This is a genomic window from Gimesia maris, from assembly GCF_008298035.1.
Taxonomy (GTDB): Bacteria; Planctomycetota; Planctomycetia; order Planctomycetales; family Planctomycetaceae; genus Gimesia; species Gimesia maris.
On sequence record NZ_CP042910.1, the window covers coordinates 3,018,806 to 3,034,403 of the forward strand.

Annotated in this window: 12 protein-coding genes; 5 read left to right on the forward strand and 7 right to left on the reverse strand. The window is 51.1% G+C overall.

What is annotated here, in order from left to right; genetic code table 11:
- Positions 1-314: 314 nt before the first annotated feature.
- The 4 genes from GmarT_RS11275 to GmarT_RS11290 all read right to left on the reverse strand — a co-directional run bounded on the left by GmarT_RS11275 (position 315) and on the right by GmarT_RS11290 (position 4,347).
- Entirely contained in the window at positions 315-917 is a 603-nt protein-coding gene (locus tag GmarT_RS11275; RefSeq protein ID WP_002647944.1) for an anthranilate synthase component II, read from the reverse strand.
- A 23-nt stretch (positions 918-940) separates the two neighbouring features.
- A complete protein-coding gene (gene pabB, locus GmarT_RS11280) occupies positions 941-2,425 on the reverse strand; it encodes an aminodeoxychorismate synthase component I (protein WP_002647943.1) in 1,485 nt (494 codons plus the stop codon).
- 96 nt (positions 2,426-2,521) lie between these two features.
- The gene (locus GmarT_RS11285) at positions 2,522-3,934 is read right to left on the reverse strand and encodes a DUF6513 domain-containing protein (RefSeq protein ID WP_002647942.1); all 1,413 of its coding nucleotides are present in this window, start codon (positions 3,932-3,934) and stop codon (positions 2,522-2,524) included.
- A gap of 68 nt (positions 3,935-4,002) precedes the next feature.
- Entirely contained in the window at positions 4,003-4,347 is a 345-nt protein-coding gene (locus GmarT_RS11290; RefSeq protein WP_002647941.1) for a 4a-hydroxytetrahydrobiopterin dehydratase, read from the reverse strand.
- A gap of 425 nt (positions 4,348-4,772) precedes the next feature.
- Here GmarT_RS11290 and GmarT_RS11295 point away from each other — a divergent pair, with 425 nt between their 5' ends.
- The 3 genes from GmarT_RS11295 (at position 4,773) to GmarT_RS11305 (ending at position 10,148) form a co-directional block, all read left to right on the forward strand.
- Positions 4,773-7,688, forward strand: a complete 2,916-nt coding sequence (locus tag GmarT_RS11295) for a PSD1 and planctomycete cytochrome C domain-containing protein (protein WP_002647940.1) — start codon at positions 4,773-4,775, stop codon at positions 7,686-7,688.
- 42 nt (positions 7,689-7,730) lie between these two features.
- Positions 7,731-9,194 (forward strand): DUF1501 domain-containing protein, encoded by a 1,464-nt coding sequence (locus GmarT_RS11300; protein ID WP_002647939.1) that lies wholly within the window; start codon positions 7,731-7,733, stop codon positions 9,192-9,194.
- A gap of 213 nt (positions 9,195-9,407) precedes the next feature.
- Positions 9,408-10,148 (forward strand): Swt1 family HEPN domain-containing protein, encoded by a 741-nt coding sequence (locus tag GmarT_RS11305; protein ID WP_002647938.1) that lies wholly within the window; start codon positions 9,408-9,410, stop codon positions 10,146-10,148.
- 14 nt (positions 10,149-10,162) lie between these two features.
- Here the strand turns inward: GmarT_RS11305 and GmarT_RS11310 are convergent, their stop codons facing one another.
- Positions 10,163-10,525: a cupin domain-containing protein gene (locus GmarT_RS11310; RefSeq protein ID WP_044239212.1), complete on the reverse strand. Its 363-nt coding sequence runs from the start codon at positions 10,523-10,525 to the stop codon at positions 10,163-10,165.
- A 101-nt stretch (positions 10,526-10,626) separates the two neighbouring features.
- Complete coding sequence (locus GmarT_RS11315; protein WP_002647936.1) at positions 10,627-11,901, reverse strand: ornithine cyclodeaminase, nickel-pincer nucleotide-dependent; 1,275 nt, start codon at positions 11,899-11,901, stop codon at positions 10,627-10,629.
- Positions 11,902-12,133: 232 nt separating this feature from the next.
- On the opposite strand from GmarT_RS11315, the gene GmarT_RS11320 reads away from it, so the two are divergent.
- Both GmarT_RS11320 and GmarT_RS11325 read left to right on the forward strand, forming a co-directional pair.
- Entirely contained in the window at positions 12,134-13,240 is a 1,107-nt protein-coding gene (locus tag GmarT_RS11320; RefSeq protein ID WP_002647935.1) for a calcium/sodium antiporter, read from the forward strand.
- Between the two features lie 435 nt (positions 13,241-13,675).
- On the forward strand, positions 13,676-14,599 hold the full coding sequence (locus tag GmarT_RS11325) for a Gfo/Idh/MocA family oxidoreductase (RefSeq protein ID WP_002647934.1): 924 nt from the start codon (positions 13,676-13,678) through the stop codon (positions 14,597-14,599).
- A gap of 22 nt (positions 14,600-14,621) precedes the next feature.
- Here the strand turns inward: GmarT_RS11325 and xerC are convergent, their stop codons facing one another.
- Complete coding sequence (gene xerC, locus GmarT_RS11330; RefSeq protein ID WP_002647933.1) at positions 14,622-15,563, reverse strand: tyrosine recombinase XerC; 942 nt, start codon at positions 15,561-15,563, stop codon at positions 14,622-14,624.
- Positions 15,564-15,598: the final 35 nt, after the last annotated feature.

Sequence of the window (15,598 nt, forward strand, 5' to 3'; positions counted from 1 at the left end):
CCAGACTGTGTCCAGTTTTACTGTAGCGTCTCCAGGGCCGTTTGGGCCGAGTTTAACAGGTTGAGAGACGCGATGGTTAAATGTGATTCGCTCTCGATGCATGAACGAACTCACGTTCAGTAAAAACGACAGCAGAGTCATCAATACTCTGATATCTTCGTTTTTATCGGTTGGCTGAGGGGAGGTTGTTGTGAAGTATTACACTCGATTCAGGACGTGCTGTGAGGAATCGAAAAAAAGGCAGGGTCGTAACGGATTTCGTGGAGTGTCAAAAAGCAAACTTAAACCAGCTTAACTAACCGTCACGGGAAAGCTCAGTGGATTGTGTCCTGGGTTTGAGGTGTCGTGTCCGGAATATAGGTGAGAAACTTTTCCAGCAACTCCAGTCCGCATTTGGTGAGAATTGATTCCGGGTGGAACTGTACACCGAATAACGGAGCACTCTGGTGTTCGATGGCCATCGGTATGCCTTCTGCTGTGCGTGCCGTAATCTGCAGTTCGGCTGGCAGGGTTGCTTCATCGATGATCAGCGAGTGATAGCGCGTGGCCGGGAACGGGTCAGGCAGACTGGATAACAGGCGTGAATTATGATGATAGATCAGAGACGTCTGGCCGTGTACGGGTTGTGGTGCTCTGATAATTTTTCCCCCCAGACTGGCGGCGATCGATTGATGCCCGAGGCAGACGCCAAGGATCGGGATCTGTCCGGTAAAGTGACGGACCAGTTCCTGGCTGAGGCCTGCTTCTTCTGGAGTACAGGGGCCCGGTGAGAGAACCAGGGCAGACGGTTTCAGTTCCGTTGCCTGTGCGAGGGTGATCTGATCATTGCGGATGACCTGTGTTTCCTGACCGAGCTCTTCAAAATAGCGTGCCAGGTTAAACACGAAGCTGTCATAGTTATCAATAATCAGGATCATCAAATTAATTCTGTAGCAGTCATTTAATTGTGAAGTGCGGCAATCATCCCCGCCGCCTTATGCAGGGTTTCTTCGTATTCCAGTCGAGGCTGACTTTGAGCGATAATACCGCCTCCCACCGGGAACTGAATCCAGCCCTTCCGCACGGTGAAGGTCCGAATCAGAATGTTGCTGTCGAATTCTCCATTGAGGCCAGCATAAAACAGACAGCCACAATATGGGCCTCGGACCGTGGGCTCGAGTTCGGCGATGATTTCCATTGAACGCACCTTGGGAGCCCCCGTAATGGAACCACCGGGAAAAGAGGCAGCGAGCAGATCCCAGACTGTTTGATCGGGTTTGAGTTGTCCACGAACTTCTGATACCAGGTGTTGTACTGTTTCGTATGTTTCCACTGAGCAGAGGTGGGGCACTCGGATGCTCCCGGGCAGGCAGACGCGCGACAGGTCATTGCGGAGCAGATCGACGATCATCACATTTTCGGCCTGGTCCTTTTCGCTTTCCCGCAGTTCATCACGCGTGAGCAGGTCGGCTTCGGGAACATACTTTCGGCGTCGGGTCCCCTTGATGGGGCGCGTTTCCACTTCGTTCCCAGAGACATTCAGAAAACGTTCAGGGGAAGCGCTGAGGACTGCCCAGTCCTCCCAGCCAAAATAACCGGCAAAAGGAGCGGGATTCTTCGAACGTAAATTCAAATACAGTTCTGCAGGATGAGTGGTAGTTTGACTGAGAAGTCGATGCGAAAAGTTGGCCTGAAAAATATCACCTGCGTTAATGTATTCGATTATACGTGCGACATGATCCTGAAACTGCTGTTTACTGAAATTGCTGAAGATATGAGGATAACCTTCCAGCGGAAATGCAGAAGAAATCGCTTCCCGAGGCAGTGGAGGCTCCGTATTCCACTGCGGCAGCGGATCGATCCTGCTGCTACGATCAAAGAGGACTGAATCAATGCGTGCTTTGACAGACTGACAGCGTTGGGTCGCTCGTTCGTAGCTCTGTGAATTCAGACTCTCGTCAAATCCCTGGACGATCAGCCAGGCGCGATGCTGGTGATGATCCCAGGCGACGACCCAGTCGTAAAAGCCGACGGCGAAATCGGGGAGCTGAAATTCATCTTGTGGTGCGCGGGGAAAATCCTCCCAGCAGCGCCCCAGTTCGTAGGAGAGTAACCCGGCGAACCCACCCTGAAAAGGGGGCAGTCCCGGAACCGATTCGACGTGATGACGTGCCTGTACTTCGCGCATCAGCGCAAAGGGATCTGTTCCCAGTTCAGCGGTCTGAATTTGAGTCCGCGTGAGAGGATTGCACATTAAGTACGAAAAGTGGCCCTGCGAGGAGGACTGGCGGGCACTGTCCAGAACCAGCAGGTTGTCCTCGCCGGCGAACTCGAGCAGCAGTTGTTCCAGGTCCGGACAGGGGATCAGTTCTTCCACAAGCGGGAGCTGGTCCGCGATGGGGCTCCCCTGCTCTTGAGACAGATCCTGAGATAATTTTCCAGACATGATGCATCTATATTGAATAAAAACACGCTGTGAGCAACCGACAAACAAGGGCCACCAGGCCCACAGTATAACAGGACCCGAATCGAGAAGGAATCATCAGCGAGGTCCACATTGCGTGTCTTCACCCTGCTCGCGGCGGCGGTCCAGTGCGCTGAGTTCCGCCTGCGTTAAGAAGCCCCAGTTTAAGGGCTGATCCTGCTGATATTGTTTTCCCAAGGTTAATGCCGTCATTGCTTTACACATTTCGTAGCCCAGATAAAAGGCATGCGATGCATCCAGATCTTTCGGATGGGCTGCCTGGAACTGATCAAAGAGTTCAAACGGATCGGTGCCTTTCCAGTAGCCATCCCGGTTCATGATGTGTAAAGCATTTTCTTCTGCAAAAATCCGATAGTTCGGGTCCCGGATCTGAGCTGCCAGGTTCTCCAATGCTTCTGAGCCGAGTTCTTTGAGCTTCGGATCGCGCAGCATGACCAGTTGGTAATCGACGTGCTTCGGGAGTGTCTGATTATCGATGGCATACTTGACCAGACGCCGGGCGTGATCGAATTCGGCGATCGCACTGCGGGCCCAGTTAATGACTTCGGTTGCGAGAACGCTATGAATTTTCAATTCCTGGCAAAACGCAGCCAGCAGCACGTTCATGCCGGCAGTATCCACTTCTGTCAGTTCGGTCAGATTGCCGATACCCATCATGATTTTCACATCCGGAAATTCTTTGCGGGCTCGATAGAAGCGTTCCAGAGATGCTGCAAAGCCATAACCGATCGGTTCGAGGATCGGGTCGATGCGAAAGGGCGTGTTCTGTTTTGTGAGTTGATCCACGATCGTGTGCAGCGACTCAAAATCGCTGGGGACATCGGGGATGGCGACGACTTCGACGCCCAGTCTGGAAACCCAGTCCAGGTTGGTGTGGTTACAGCTCAGAATGAGTTCTGCTCCGTTTGCGACCGCTGCTTCTACTTCGGTGCGTTCAAAACTGTCGATCGAAATCCGATGGCCTGCCGCGACCAGTTTCTTGACAATTTCTCCCGTGCGAGCCCAGCTTTCTCCGGGAACACAGCCGACGTCGATCAGGTCTGCACCATTATCGCGATAATGGTCTGCCTGGCGCAGTATTTCTTCGTCGGTCAGAAAAGGAGCATGATTGATTTCTGCCAGAATTTCGATGTCAAACCGGGAGAGATCTTTAGGGGGACGATCTGCCTGTCCGAAATATTCGGGCAGGTCAAAATGATCTTTGGGACCTCGTTTGAAGGGAACGCCGAAATGATCGGTGAGCGTCTGCAGATCTCCTTTGCAGAGTCCGGGCAACATGACCCAGTCGATCCCTGCAGGAATGGTAAGCCTGCGCTGGATCAGTGGGACATGCATCAGGGCGGCGACCTGGACATTCAAAACGACGACCTCAAACTCAAAGCCGACCCGAGGGGCCAGTTTGTCTAAGACGCCACGTAATGAAAATTCAGCCAGCCTGCCGGTTACGAACAGGATGCGTTCCTGTTTCATCGTTGATCTTTCTTCAAAGCTGCATCCTGTTATCTCTGGTCAATCAAAATCGATGGATTTGATTTCAATCAGTGGACCCATTTTTTAGGATATCCGTCCAGCGCGGAATCTGCTTCCGGTTGCCAGAGTACCGTTTCTTCAATTTTTTTCGCGAGGCTGATGTCTTTCCCTGTGATGGCGTGCACTTTGTGTGTCTGCAGTTTCACTGTGACCGCTGCATAGCCAACACTCAGGTCTGGATGATGATTTCCTGCTTCTGCCAGATATCCGATTGTGTTGACCAGCATCAAAGTATGCGCCCAGCCGGGAGTGCCATATTTTCTGCGAATCCAGCCATCGCGGAGTTCCCAGTTGGAGTAAGTGTTCAGGAATTCCTGGATTTCGGCCTCAGTGAGAGCTTGATCTTCACTCATGATTCCCCCTGTTTTTCTAATCCTGTCGGATGATGATTCGGTCAAACCAGTTTGAGATTCAGCCGATATTATTATTAACCTGTTTCCAGAGACTGATGCAGTAGCCGAGCTTCCTTTTTTATGGCAAGCTCAGTCAGTACAGGCAGTTATCCCGGTAAACAGGACAGCTTGATTGCTACTGTACTGCATTTTGGCTCTGTTTTAAATGGGGCACCGGGCGGGATTTTCACAACAATGTTAAGAATACAGATGAAAATGAATCGAACTAAACCTATGCTTCAAAAGGTTTAAGTGCAAAAAGCAGGCTACACTTTGCGTCTCTGGCAGAGTAGAATAACAGACAGAGGAGTTGACTGGCTCGCCATCAGGTAATCTCCCTCCCTCCCTTATTTTCCCACCACGGTTTCACTGAGAAAGAGTTGAAAATGAAGCGGCCTTGGATTCTGTTTCATCCATCATCAAAATCTGGCTTGGCATCAGGCATCTGCTGGTTAACCGTTTTTGTTTTTTCTGCGTTGTCAGCACCCGGTTTGAGCGTTGCTGCCAATAATAAAAAAATTCCTGCCGAGCAGATTGAGTTTTTCGAAAAAGAAATTCGTCCGGTTCTGGTGAAACGCTGTCATGCCTGTCATGGTGCTAAAAAACAGGAAGCGAGCCTGCGTCTCGACACTCACGCCTGGATGATGAAAGGCAGTGATTCCGGCGCAGCGGTTGTACCGGGAGATCCTCTCAAGAGTCGTATTATTCAGGTCATCCAGTACCATGACGATGACAGTCAGATGCCTCCTGAGAAAAAAATGCCGGACAATGAAATCGCGGCATTGACGCGTTGGGTGAAAATGGGCACGCCCTGGCCGTTTTCTGAGAAGGATGCCAAGCTGGCTCCCACCAATGGCGCTTATGATTATGAAACGCTGGCAGAAAGCCACTGGTCATTTCAGCCTGTGACGAAACCACAACTGCCTGAAGTAAAAGATTCGCAGCGGGTCTCATCGCCGGTTGATCCGTTCGTCATCAAACGTCTTGAAGAGAAAGGCCTGAGTCTGTCACCTGCCGTTGATCGCCGCAAACTGATTCGTCGCGCGACCGTCGATCTGATCGGCCTGCCTCCCACTTATCAGGAAGTGGAAGCATTCGTGAATGATCAATCACCGGATGCTTACGAAAAGCTGATTGATCGTCTGCTGGCTTCTCCCCATTATGGAGAACGCTGGGGTCGGCACTGGCTGGATGTAGCCCGCTATGCGGATACCAAAGGTTATGTGTTTACCTCGGAACGTCGCTACCCTTATTCCTACACGTATCGCGATTATGTAATTCGTGCGTTTAATGAAGATCTCCCCTATGACCAGTTCATTCGAGAACAGCTGGCGGCTGATCAGCTCGACCGCAAAGGCGATGACCGTTCGCTGGCAGCGCTGGGCTTCCTGACCGTGGGACGTCGTTATCGGGGAAATATTCATGATATTACCGACGACCGGATTGACCTCGTTTCCCGCGGCCTCTTGGGATTGACGGCATCATGTGCCCGCTGCCACGACCATAAGTTTGATCCTGTTCCCACCAAAGATTATTACGGGCTGTATAGCGTGTTCATCAGCAGTTATGAACCGGAAGAGAAAGATCTGCCTCTGATCGGGAAACCGAAATCAGAAAAGGCCTACAAAGAATATCAGACCGAGCGGGCCAAACGACAAAAGAACGTCGATGATTATATTCATGTCGAAGCAGAGAAGTTCAGGGCGACCGCTCGATTGAGCGTAGGTGATGTGCTGCAGGCAGTGGCTGAAAAACAGAAACTGGCAGCAGGCGACCTGAAGCCTGAGTATGCAGGCAAGGAAGCGCCTCATCGACGGTACGTCGATCTCTGGCGTTCTTATCTGGCGCGGAATGCCAAATCACAGCGGGCAGTGCTCGCCCCGTGGAACCAGTTTGCCGCTTTGAAAGTGAAGCCCGACGAATTTCCTGCGCGTGCAGCGGAGATCGTTCAGAAACTGTCACTGCTGGAGGCAGAAACACAGGCCGACAAACGAGTGAACCGTCTGGTTGTGCACGCATTGAAGAACAATCCACCGGAAAACATTTATGATGTCTGCCGAGCTTATGGAACTGCGTTCAAAGAAGTCGAGCAGGCGTGGTTGAAAGAACTGGCAGAAGCAGAGAAAGCGAAAAAACCTCATCCTGAAAAACTGGAAGATCCAGCGGCAGAAGAATTGCGGCAGATTCTGTATGATACGGATTGTCCTGCTGCCAGTAAGGATGAAGTGGCAGCGTCAATGTTTAATCGGGCGCAGCGGAATAAAATTCGCCAGTTGGAGAAGCAACTGGAAACGCTGGATGTAACATCACCGGGCGCACCGCCGCGGGCGATGGTGATGCTGGATAAAGATAAACCGGTTACTTCTCATGTACATTTGAGAGGAAATCCGGGCCGTCGGGGAGATCAGGCACCGCGACAGTTCTTCCGGATTCTGGCCGGCGAAGACCGCAAACCGTTTGAAAAAGGAAGTGGTCGCCTGGAACTGGCAGAGGCCATCGCATCGAAAGAGAATCCCCTGACCGCACGGGTATTCGTCAATCGAGTCTGGCTGCATCATTTTGGCGATGGGCTCGTAAAAACTCCCAGTGATTTTGGTGTCCGCAGCGATCCGCCTTCCCACCCGGAGTTGCTGGACTATCTGGCTTCCCGCTTTATGGAAGAAGGCTGGTCGGTAAAATCGCTGCATAAAATTATCATGTTGTCTGCGACGTATCAGCAGGGAACGCAGGAAAGTCAACAGGCACGCCTGATTGATTCCGATAACCGCCTGCTCTGGAAACGATCTCCCACGCGACTCGACTTTGAGGCAATGCGTGATTCCCTGTTGGCAGTTTCGGGACAACTGAGCGATGAAACCGAAGGCAGAGGCTTCCTGATTGATCAGATGCCGACCGAACCAAAACGGACCGTTTACAGTTTTGTGGATCGTAATAATCTGCCCAACGTTTTCCGGACATTCGACTTTGCGAATGTCGAATCCAGTACGGCACAGCGGCCTTACACCACCGTGCCTCAGCAGGCACTGTTTGCCATGAACAGCCCCCTGTTAATTGAACAGTCACGCTTCCTGGTAAAAGATCTGGATCTGGAAAAAGTAGCGAAAGACCAGGGCGTGGAGGCAGCCGTCACGAAGTTGTATCAGCGGGTCTTGTTAAGAAATCCTGCTGCGGAAGAACTGGAGCTGGGTAAGCAGTTCCTCGCGCATCACCATGACCAGATTGAAACGCCAATCCGCATGACCGGTTGGGAGAAGTACGCTCAGGTGCTGTGCACTTCCAACGAATTCATGTTTGTTGACTGATTATAAAAGACCAATATTTTAATATCGCAGGAGCCTGTTATTATGGCTGATCAAATTCCACATTTTAATTGTGATCCCATCGTTACCCGGCGGCAGATGCTGCAGCGTTGCGGGACCGGTCTGGGGTCTCTCGGACTGGCTTCCCTGATGGCTTCTGAAGGGATGTTGAATCAGGCGGCGGGTGCCTCAGCAGGCAGTCCGACCTCGCCGATGGCGCCGAAGATGGCACACTTTCCAGGTAAAGCCAAGCATGTGATCCATATCTTTCTGAATGGGGGAGCCTCACAGGTTGATACTTTTGATCCCAAGCCTGCTCTGGCAAAATATGCCGGCAAAAAATTACCGATGGAAAACCTGCGGACAGAACGTAAAACAGGTGCCTCCCTGCCCTCACCCTTCAAGTTTAAGAAGTATGGCGAAAGTGGTCTGGAAGTCAGCGAACTGTTTTCTGAACTGGGAGAATGCGTGGATGACATTGCGTTTGTCCGCTCCATGTATACCAACGTGCCAAATCACGAACCTTCGTTGATGATGATGAACTGTGGTGACCTGATTCAGCCACGTCCGAGTATGGGAGCGTGGGTGACCTATGGTCTGGGAACGGAGAATCAGAATCTTCCCGGGTTCGTAGTGATGTGTCCGGGTGGATATCCGATTACGGAATCGGCCAACTGGCGTTCTGCCTTTCTGCCTGGAGCCTATCAGGGAACTCATATAGACACGAAACACACGGATATCGAAAAGCTGATTTCAAATATCAAAAACAAACAGCAGGCTTTACCCGAACAGCGTCGTCAGCTGGATCTTCTGCAGGCATTGAACCGCCGTCATCAGTCGGTGCGGTCTCAGGAATCTGCGCTGGAATCGCGGATTCAGTCATTTGAACTGGCGTACCGGATGCAGATGCAGGCGTCGGATGTATTTGATGTAAATAATGAACCGAAACACATTCACGAAATGTATGGCCAGGGTGTGCATGCACGACAGATGATGATTGCCCGCAGACTGGTTGAGCGGGGAGTTCGCTATGTACAACTCTGGCACGGCGCTGGGCAACCCTGGGATAATCATGATGAAATCGAAAAGAACCATCGCCGATTAGCGAGGGATTGTTCGCAGGGCATTGCTGCTCTGCTGAAGGATCTCAAGCAACGAGGTCTGCTGCAGGACACGATTGTGATGTGCGGTGGTGAATTTGGACGCACGCCTGTCGTGGAATTACCGACTCCCGGTGCGAATGCCGGCAAAATGAATGGCCGCGATCATAATAATCATGGTTTTACAGTCTGGCTGGCTGGTGGTGGGGTCAAAGGCGGACAGGCTTATGGTGCCACCGATGAATTTGGATTTGCCGCGGTGGAAAATAAGGTTCACGTCCATGATCTGCACGCGACCGTGCTCAAATTACTGGGCTTCGACCATGAGCAGTTGACTTATCGTTTCTCAGGCCGCGACTTCCGTTTAACTGATGTTCACGGCAAAGTCGTTGAAGATCTGATTGCCTGATGCAAAAAGTGAACGGAATCATGGTCAATACAATCGCTGCTATTTGTTCATGAACAAATAAATCCCCTGCTTTGCATGGTTTATGGTATATCGGTCCTTGACCTTCTCCTGAAATCAGGGAATGATTGTTCATGCAATCCAGAATGGGGGGGGATTGGGGGCGCATCCTTTATCTCGTCATTCTGAGCCAGTAGCATCTTGTGGGGGAAATGAGTGGCTGGAGATAATGAACGCATCAAACGAACTCTGGATTTACTAGGGGTCGGGCTCTATCCCATTATTGAAGAGGAAATGAAAGCCGTCTACAAGGACGACTGGATTGACCGGGCTAAAGAAAGCTTTCGTAATTCTCCACTGACCTCTCAACCTGAGGGCGATGCCATCAGGTGGGATGCCCACTCAACTCTGCTGATTTTGTGGGATCACTGGAATAGTGTTTTCCGCAACCGTCTGTCTCCCCTGGAGCGAAGTTTTGTTGGGGAGTTGCGAGAATATCGGAACCGCTGGGCACATCAAAGTCAGATCAGCACCGATGATACTTTGCGGATCCTGGATACGGCGGCCCGACTGTTGCAGGCGACGGGAGCGACTCAGGAGGCCCGGCAACTACAGCGGGAACGGGATCAGCTGCTGCATCAAATCATGCAATATCAGGAGCAGATCGTCGTTGATTCTGAAGACCATCGTCGTGAACGGAAACGTGATGCCTTCATCTTTCTGGTCTGTGGTATTGCCATCGATCTGGGAATTTTCTTTTCTTATGGGACCGGCGGCCTGGCCATCCTGTTTGCAGTCTTCGTCGCAGCGGTCTTTGCGTTCCTGGCTTACCAGCGGTGGGTGACCCCAGATCGTCCCGCGTATGGTGCCCACGAATGTACCAATTGCGGGAAGATTATTTACGGCGAAAACTGTCCGTACTGCAGTGAAAATCTCCCGCCGAATCAGGCAGTGTGAGATTGAAAGCTGCTTCAGTCAACCCACTCGTCTGCCGGATCGAATTTGGGGAAGACGATATTGATGATTTTCATTGATCCGAGAGCACGGTGCCGTACTCCGGGGGGAATCACAATGGCCATCCCCGCATGGACGGGAATAATTTCATCGTCCAACTGCATCTGCGCATCACTGCCACATTCGAGAAAGTAATAAGTTTCCGTCAGTTTTTTGTGATAATGCAGTTCTGCATCTTCTGAGATTTCGGTGACGTGCAAAGTGCCGGGAAATTCAGCGACGTCAGCAAAAGCCCGCCGCGCAGTACCACAGGGACAGGCTGTGCCCGGGATCTCTGCGAAATCGGCAAGATGATATTTTTTCTGGGTCGATTCTGTCATTTCGAATATTCCAGTCGAGATCTTTGATTTGCTGTCTGAACTCTTTCGTCGCTTCAGTAACTTTCCCTGATTATAACGGGTTGTCAGGGAAAGCAAAACGTTCATTCTGTTTTATTGATTTCGTGCAGCAGAACACGCAGGAACGGCTCGACATCAGTGACGAGTCCGACGGTCTGAAATGTGCCACGATCGGCCAGTTTGGTGACGGTGGCCGGGTTAATGTCAACACAGACGACTTTCACGCTGGCCGGCAGCAGATTCCCTACCGCAATGGAATGCAGTGTGGTAGCGATCATCAGGCAGAACGAGACGTCCTGTACCAGTTCACGCATCTGGTGCTGTGCCTCAATGGTATCCGTGATGACATCCGGCAGCGGTCCATCATCGCGGATACTGCCGGCCAGCAGGAAGGGAACCTGATTCTTAATGCACTCATACATAATACCGGAATTCAGTACTTTCTGATCGACGGCATTCTGGATGCTGCCCAGGCGGCGAATGCGGTTGATGGAACGCAGGTGATGCTCGTGTCCTTCTTCACTGGAACCGCCGTGTTCCATGGAAATGCCCAGGCTTGTGCCATAAAAGGATTCCTCTATATCGTGAGTGGCGAGCGCGTTACCGGCGAACAGCAGATTCACATAGCCTTCCCGAATCAGCTGGCTGAAGTGATCTCTGCTTCCGGTATGCACGACAGCGGGGCCGGCGACTACCAGAATTTTACCATTTCCCTTTCGTGCCCTCCGCATTTCAGAGGCAATTTCTCTCACGGTTACCCCTTTGGGTTTTTCGCTGGAGACTGTGCTGTTCATGAATGAGAATCCGGAAACCTCCGGTGTACTTCTCTCTGTGGGCAGAACCCGTGTACCTCGATTTCCAATCACCACGAGTTCTCCCTGTTTGACATCCGCCATCGGCAGGCAGTGGGCCGACTTTCTGTCCGGACTGACGACGACGCCGCAATCCATTTCCTGTAACTCAACGGGAATCCACTCTTCCGCGATACGGATTTCCGTCTTCTGATTGGTACTGCAGTAAAACCCTTCCGGAAAGGCACCATTCATGTCAGCTGGTTCCAGAATACAGTCATGCTGCTCGATGGGAACGGCGCCGTGCTGGGCGATTTGTGTCAGGATTTTCTGCAGAGTGGCATCATCCGGTGCCGAGACTTTAATCTGCGCCCGACTGCTGTCTGTCCGCAGTTGACCGATGGAAATATCATCAATGGCAAAGTCTCCGCCCAGTACGGTAATCTCATCCAGAATCTTTGGCAGCAGCAGGCTGTCGATAATGTGACCCTGTAGTTCAATCTCTTCACTGAATCGGGCGGATTCCCCGGGTTGTTCTTGAGGAGAATGGGTAGATCGATTGTCCATGAGTGCTCATCCCTGCCAGGTGTTTTCGATAAAAAATTTAATGCGAAGCGACGCATTTCTGCCAGTAGTCTTTGATTGTTTTCTTCTATTTTACGTTTTCCGGATTAAAAACATACAGACAAAATATTGTTTTGAGTCATGACTATCATATTCCCAGCTGACTTTTTACTATTTTGCAGACAGATCGAATCATAAATCCCGAAAACCGTACAGGAGCAGGAGTTTGCCCTTTATGTATCTGGCTGCGGAGCCGCTCGAATTTTTGCGAATCTTTATTGGACTGGATGCGCCTGCGTCAATTCTCTATTGCAGTTTATTAATTCTGCTGGGAATGCTCAGTATTACCAAAGGAGGGGATCTGTTTACGGACAGCTCTGTTGAGATCGCCAGGCTGACACGAATTCCCCCAGTGATTATCGGGGCAACGATCGTCAGTATGTCGACCACGTTTCCGGAGCTGATGGTGTCGGTCACGGGTACTCTGGCAGGCAAAGGTGATCTGGCAGTGGGGAACGCGTTGGGATCCTGTTTGTGTAACATCGGTCTGATCATTGGTTCCTGTGCCTTATTGAAAGGTTATCTCTCCCGAAAAAGAAAAACCGAGAGCGGAATCCCGGTTTCACGGCTCACCATTGTAGGGCCTGGCTTTTTTATGCTGTTTTCCGGAGTTCTCGTCTGGGTCTTCAGCCTGTTCTCAACAGGTGGTGCGGTCACACAGACGGGTGCACCAGCTGAATTTGCGATTGCGCGCTGGCAGGCAGTGATTTTGTTATGTGTTCTGGCTGCTTATATCCTGTTTTCGCTGAGAGTAGCGATGGCTTCACGTCATGATTTCGGTGAAGAACAGGAATTACCGCCCCTGATTGAAAACCAGATCGCTTATTTTTTCAAGCTCGCATTGATGTTTTTTTGTGGTGCCTGTCTGGTAGTGCTGGGAAGCCGACTGCTGGTCACGAACGCCGTAGTGGTAGCCCGGTATTTTGAGGTTTCTGAGTTATTGATTGGTCTGACAATTCTGGCCATTGGTACTTCGCTGCCTGAATATACAATTTCCGTTCTGTCGATTATCAAAGGTCACGGTGCCCTGGGAACCGGGAATATCATCGGGGCCAACGTACTGAATATCAATATGGTTATCGCGATTTGTGCCCTGATTCACCCCTTACCCATTCAGCGGCAGACCGTCATCCTGGATGGTCCTGTTGTGATTCTGCTGATTGTGGCAATGCTGGGGCTGGCGTGGAGGAAAAAGCGGATCTCTACTGCCAGTGGGGCTGTACTGCTTGCGATTTATGTCGGGTATCTACTGCTGGCAACATTCTGCTTCGCCAGCAGCTAGACTGTGTCCCATTTTAACTGTAGCGTCTGCAAAATCATCGGTGCCGAATAGAATCGATCGGCAGACGTGATGCTCAAATATGATGCACTCTCGCGGCTTTTCCGGCGTGGAAATGCATGTTTGCTGAAATTGACCGCATACTCGTTGGGCTGCCAGATCTTGATCCGCTGTCAATTCCGGATTGACGGACCACTGGTCTTTTGGCTTCTATTGAGTATAGGCTTGATTCACAAACCAAAATAAGAATATGATGTCTTGCTTAGCTTTGTTTCTTTTGGAGAGTTCACTATAGACCGATCAGGTCATCCTCTTGAGCTCACTGGATGTTCTCGTTTATCAGTTTTTCCCAGAATCAGTAATGTTCCCGATATGGTCAGAATTGGAATTATAGGGCTAGGCCCATATTGGGAACAGCGCTATGAACCTGCTTTGCGAATGATGGATCAGCGTATCCAGATCAAGGCAGTCTACGATCCGGTTCGCAGTCGTGCAGAACAGGTCGCTGCACAATGGGATGCGGCAGTCGTTTCAGGAATCGGCTGCCTGGCGACTCGATATCCGCTGGATGCATTTTTACTGTTACATTCCGACTGGATGAATCATTACCCGTTGACCATTCTCAGCCAGCAGCACCGCCCGGTCTACATTGCCGGCAGCCTGGGGGAAGACCTGGAACTGCTGGAAATGATTCACGCCCGGGCCACCGAACAGCTGGTAACTCTGATGCCCGAGTTCAGCCGACGTTACTGCCAGGCAACCAGCCGTCTGTTTGAACTGGTCGTCACACAGCTGGGAAATCCAGTTTCGATTCAGCTGGAAACCTGCTGCCCTGCCGATGATCAGCAGGTGGAAGTTCCCGGTCAGAAAAATGAGACCGATTTTCTAGTCGGATTAATGGACTGGTGCTGTTATGTGATGCGCACCAGGCCGGTTCGCGTGGAGACAACTCTACAGTCCGATTCGAGCGATCGCTCTGAAGATTATCGGCAGATAAAAATTGAATTTCTACCAGATCCGGTGACCGCAGTGGAGCGGGTTGCCTTGATCAAAATTAAAACCCATCAACGCGAGATGGAACCGCTTTTTCCCCGGCATCTGATCCAGTGTCGCAATGGGCAGGCTGAATTTCATTCCCCGGATGAAATCCACTGGGAGAATGCTTCACAGTCTATTACAGAGTCGTTAAAAAGTGATCGACGGGAACTGGAAGTGATGTTAGATCATTTCTGCCGCCGAGCCGTAGGCGGAATTATCCCTGTCGCGAACATTAGAGACGTCTGCCAGGCGATTCAACTGGTACGACTTTCGCGTGCCAGTCTGGAGGCGGGAAAACCGCTTGATTTTACCGCAGCGAAATAATGTTCAGACTGATCAATCCGACTTATTTTTTCGAGCGTTGCGCGTGTGGGTGTGCTTTTTCATAGGTTTCAAGCAGACGCTTGGTACTGACATGCGTATAAATCTGAGTGGTCGTCAGGCTCTTATGCCCCAGAAGTTCCTGCACGCTGCGTAAATCTGCTCCGCCATCCAGCAGATGTGTGGCAAAAGTGTGTCTCAAGGTGTGAGGGCTGGTTTTTTTGTCCAGTCCGGTCTGCAGGAGATACTTTTCCAGCATCCGTCCGACACTTCGCGAAGTTAGCCTGGTTTTCAGACGATTGAGAAACAGGGCATCGGAATCGGGATGAGCGCCCGGTTTGGCTTCGCGCTCTTCCAGCCAGTGTGTTAAAGCTTTGGCGGCGAAACTACCAATGGGTGCGATGCGTTCTTTCCGCCCTTTACCCAGGACGCGAATGATGTTGGCATCCTGGTCCCAGTCACTCACGTTTAATGCCACCAGTTCAGAAACACGCAGTCCGGCAGAATAGAGCGTTTCCAGAATCGCCCGGTCGCGCAGACCCATTTTCTGATTGGCCGGCGGTGCTTCGAGTAACGTTCCAATCTGATCGGTGGTTAAAAAATGAGGTAATTTTCTACCCGTCCGCGGCGTGCGAAGCGGTTTGGCGGGATTGGTTTTCGAGTACCCTTCCCGGCAGCAGTAGCGGAAAAAACTGCGGAGGCAGGCCAGACGCCTGGCAATTGTCGTTTTTTCGTACTGGCATTCATGCAGATACGCAACGTACCGTCTGAGTTCACTGATTCCGATCTGATCGGGAGGGAGTAACGCTCCTTCGTATTCAGTGAGATATTCCACCAGGCTTTCCAGATCTTCCGCGTAAGACTTCAAAGTCAGGTCTGAAGAATTTCTTTCGATTTGCAGATATCGCAGAAAGTGGTCAATCGCATCATGAAGGTCGATCGACCTGACTGCTTGCGAAGAGATCATGTTACATTCAAAATCGTCTGGTGGTCATAGTGGAG

Bases quoted from the DNA above. Each gene is read 5' to 3' on its own strand.
- GmarT_RS11295 (WP_002647940.1), top strand. From the start codon at position 4,773: ATGAAGCGGCCTTGGATTCTGTTTCATCCATCATCAAAATCTGGCTTG.
- xerC (WP_002647933.1), bottom strand. From the start codon at position 15,563: ATGATCTCTTCGCAAGCAGTCAGGTCGATCGACCTTCATGATGCGATT.
- GmarT_RS11315 (WP_002647936.1), bottom strand. From the start codon at position 11,901: ATGGACAATCGATCTACCCATTCTCCTCAAGAACAACCCGGGGAATCC.
- GmarT_RS11310 (WP_044239212.1), bottom strand. From the start codon at position 10,525: ATGACAGAATCGACCCAGAAAAAATATCATCTTGCCGATTTCGCAGAG.
- GmarT_RS11275 (WP_002647944.1), bottom strand. From the start codon at position 917: ATGATCCTGATTATTGATAACTATGACAGCTTCGTGTTTAACCTGGCA.
- GmarT_RS11320 (WP_002647935.1), top strand. From the start codon at position 12,134: ATGTATCTGGCTGCGGAGCCGCTCGAATTTTTGCGAATCTTTATTGGA.
- pabB (WP_002647943.1), bottom strand. From the start codon at position 2,425: ATGTCTGGAAAATTATCTCAGGATCTGTCTCAAGAGCAGGGGAGCCCC.
- GmarT_RS11285 (WP_002647942.1), bottom strand. From the start codon at position 3,934: ATGAAACAGGAACGCATCCTGTTCGTAACCGGCAGGCTGGCTGAATTT.
- GmarT_RS11300 (WP_002647939.1), top strand. From the start codon at position 7,731: ATGGCTGATCAAATTCCACATTTTAATTGTGATCCCATCGTTACCCGG.
- GmarT_RS11325 (WP_002647934.1), top strand. From the start codon at position 13,676: ATGATGGATCAGCGTATCCAGATCAAGGCAGTCTACGATCCGGTTCGC.
- GmarT_RS11290 (WP_002647941.1), bottom strand. From the start codon at position 4,347: ATGAGTGAAGATCAAGCTCTCACTGAGGCCGAAATCCAGGAATTCCTG.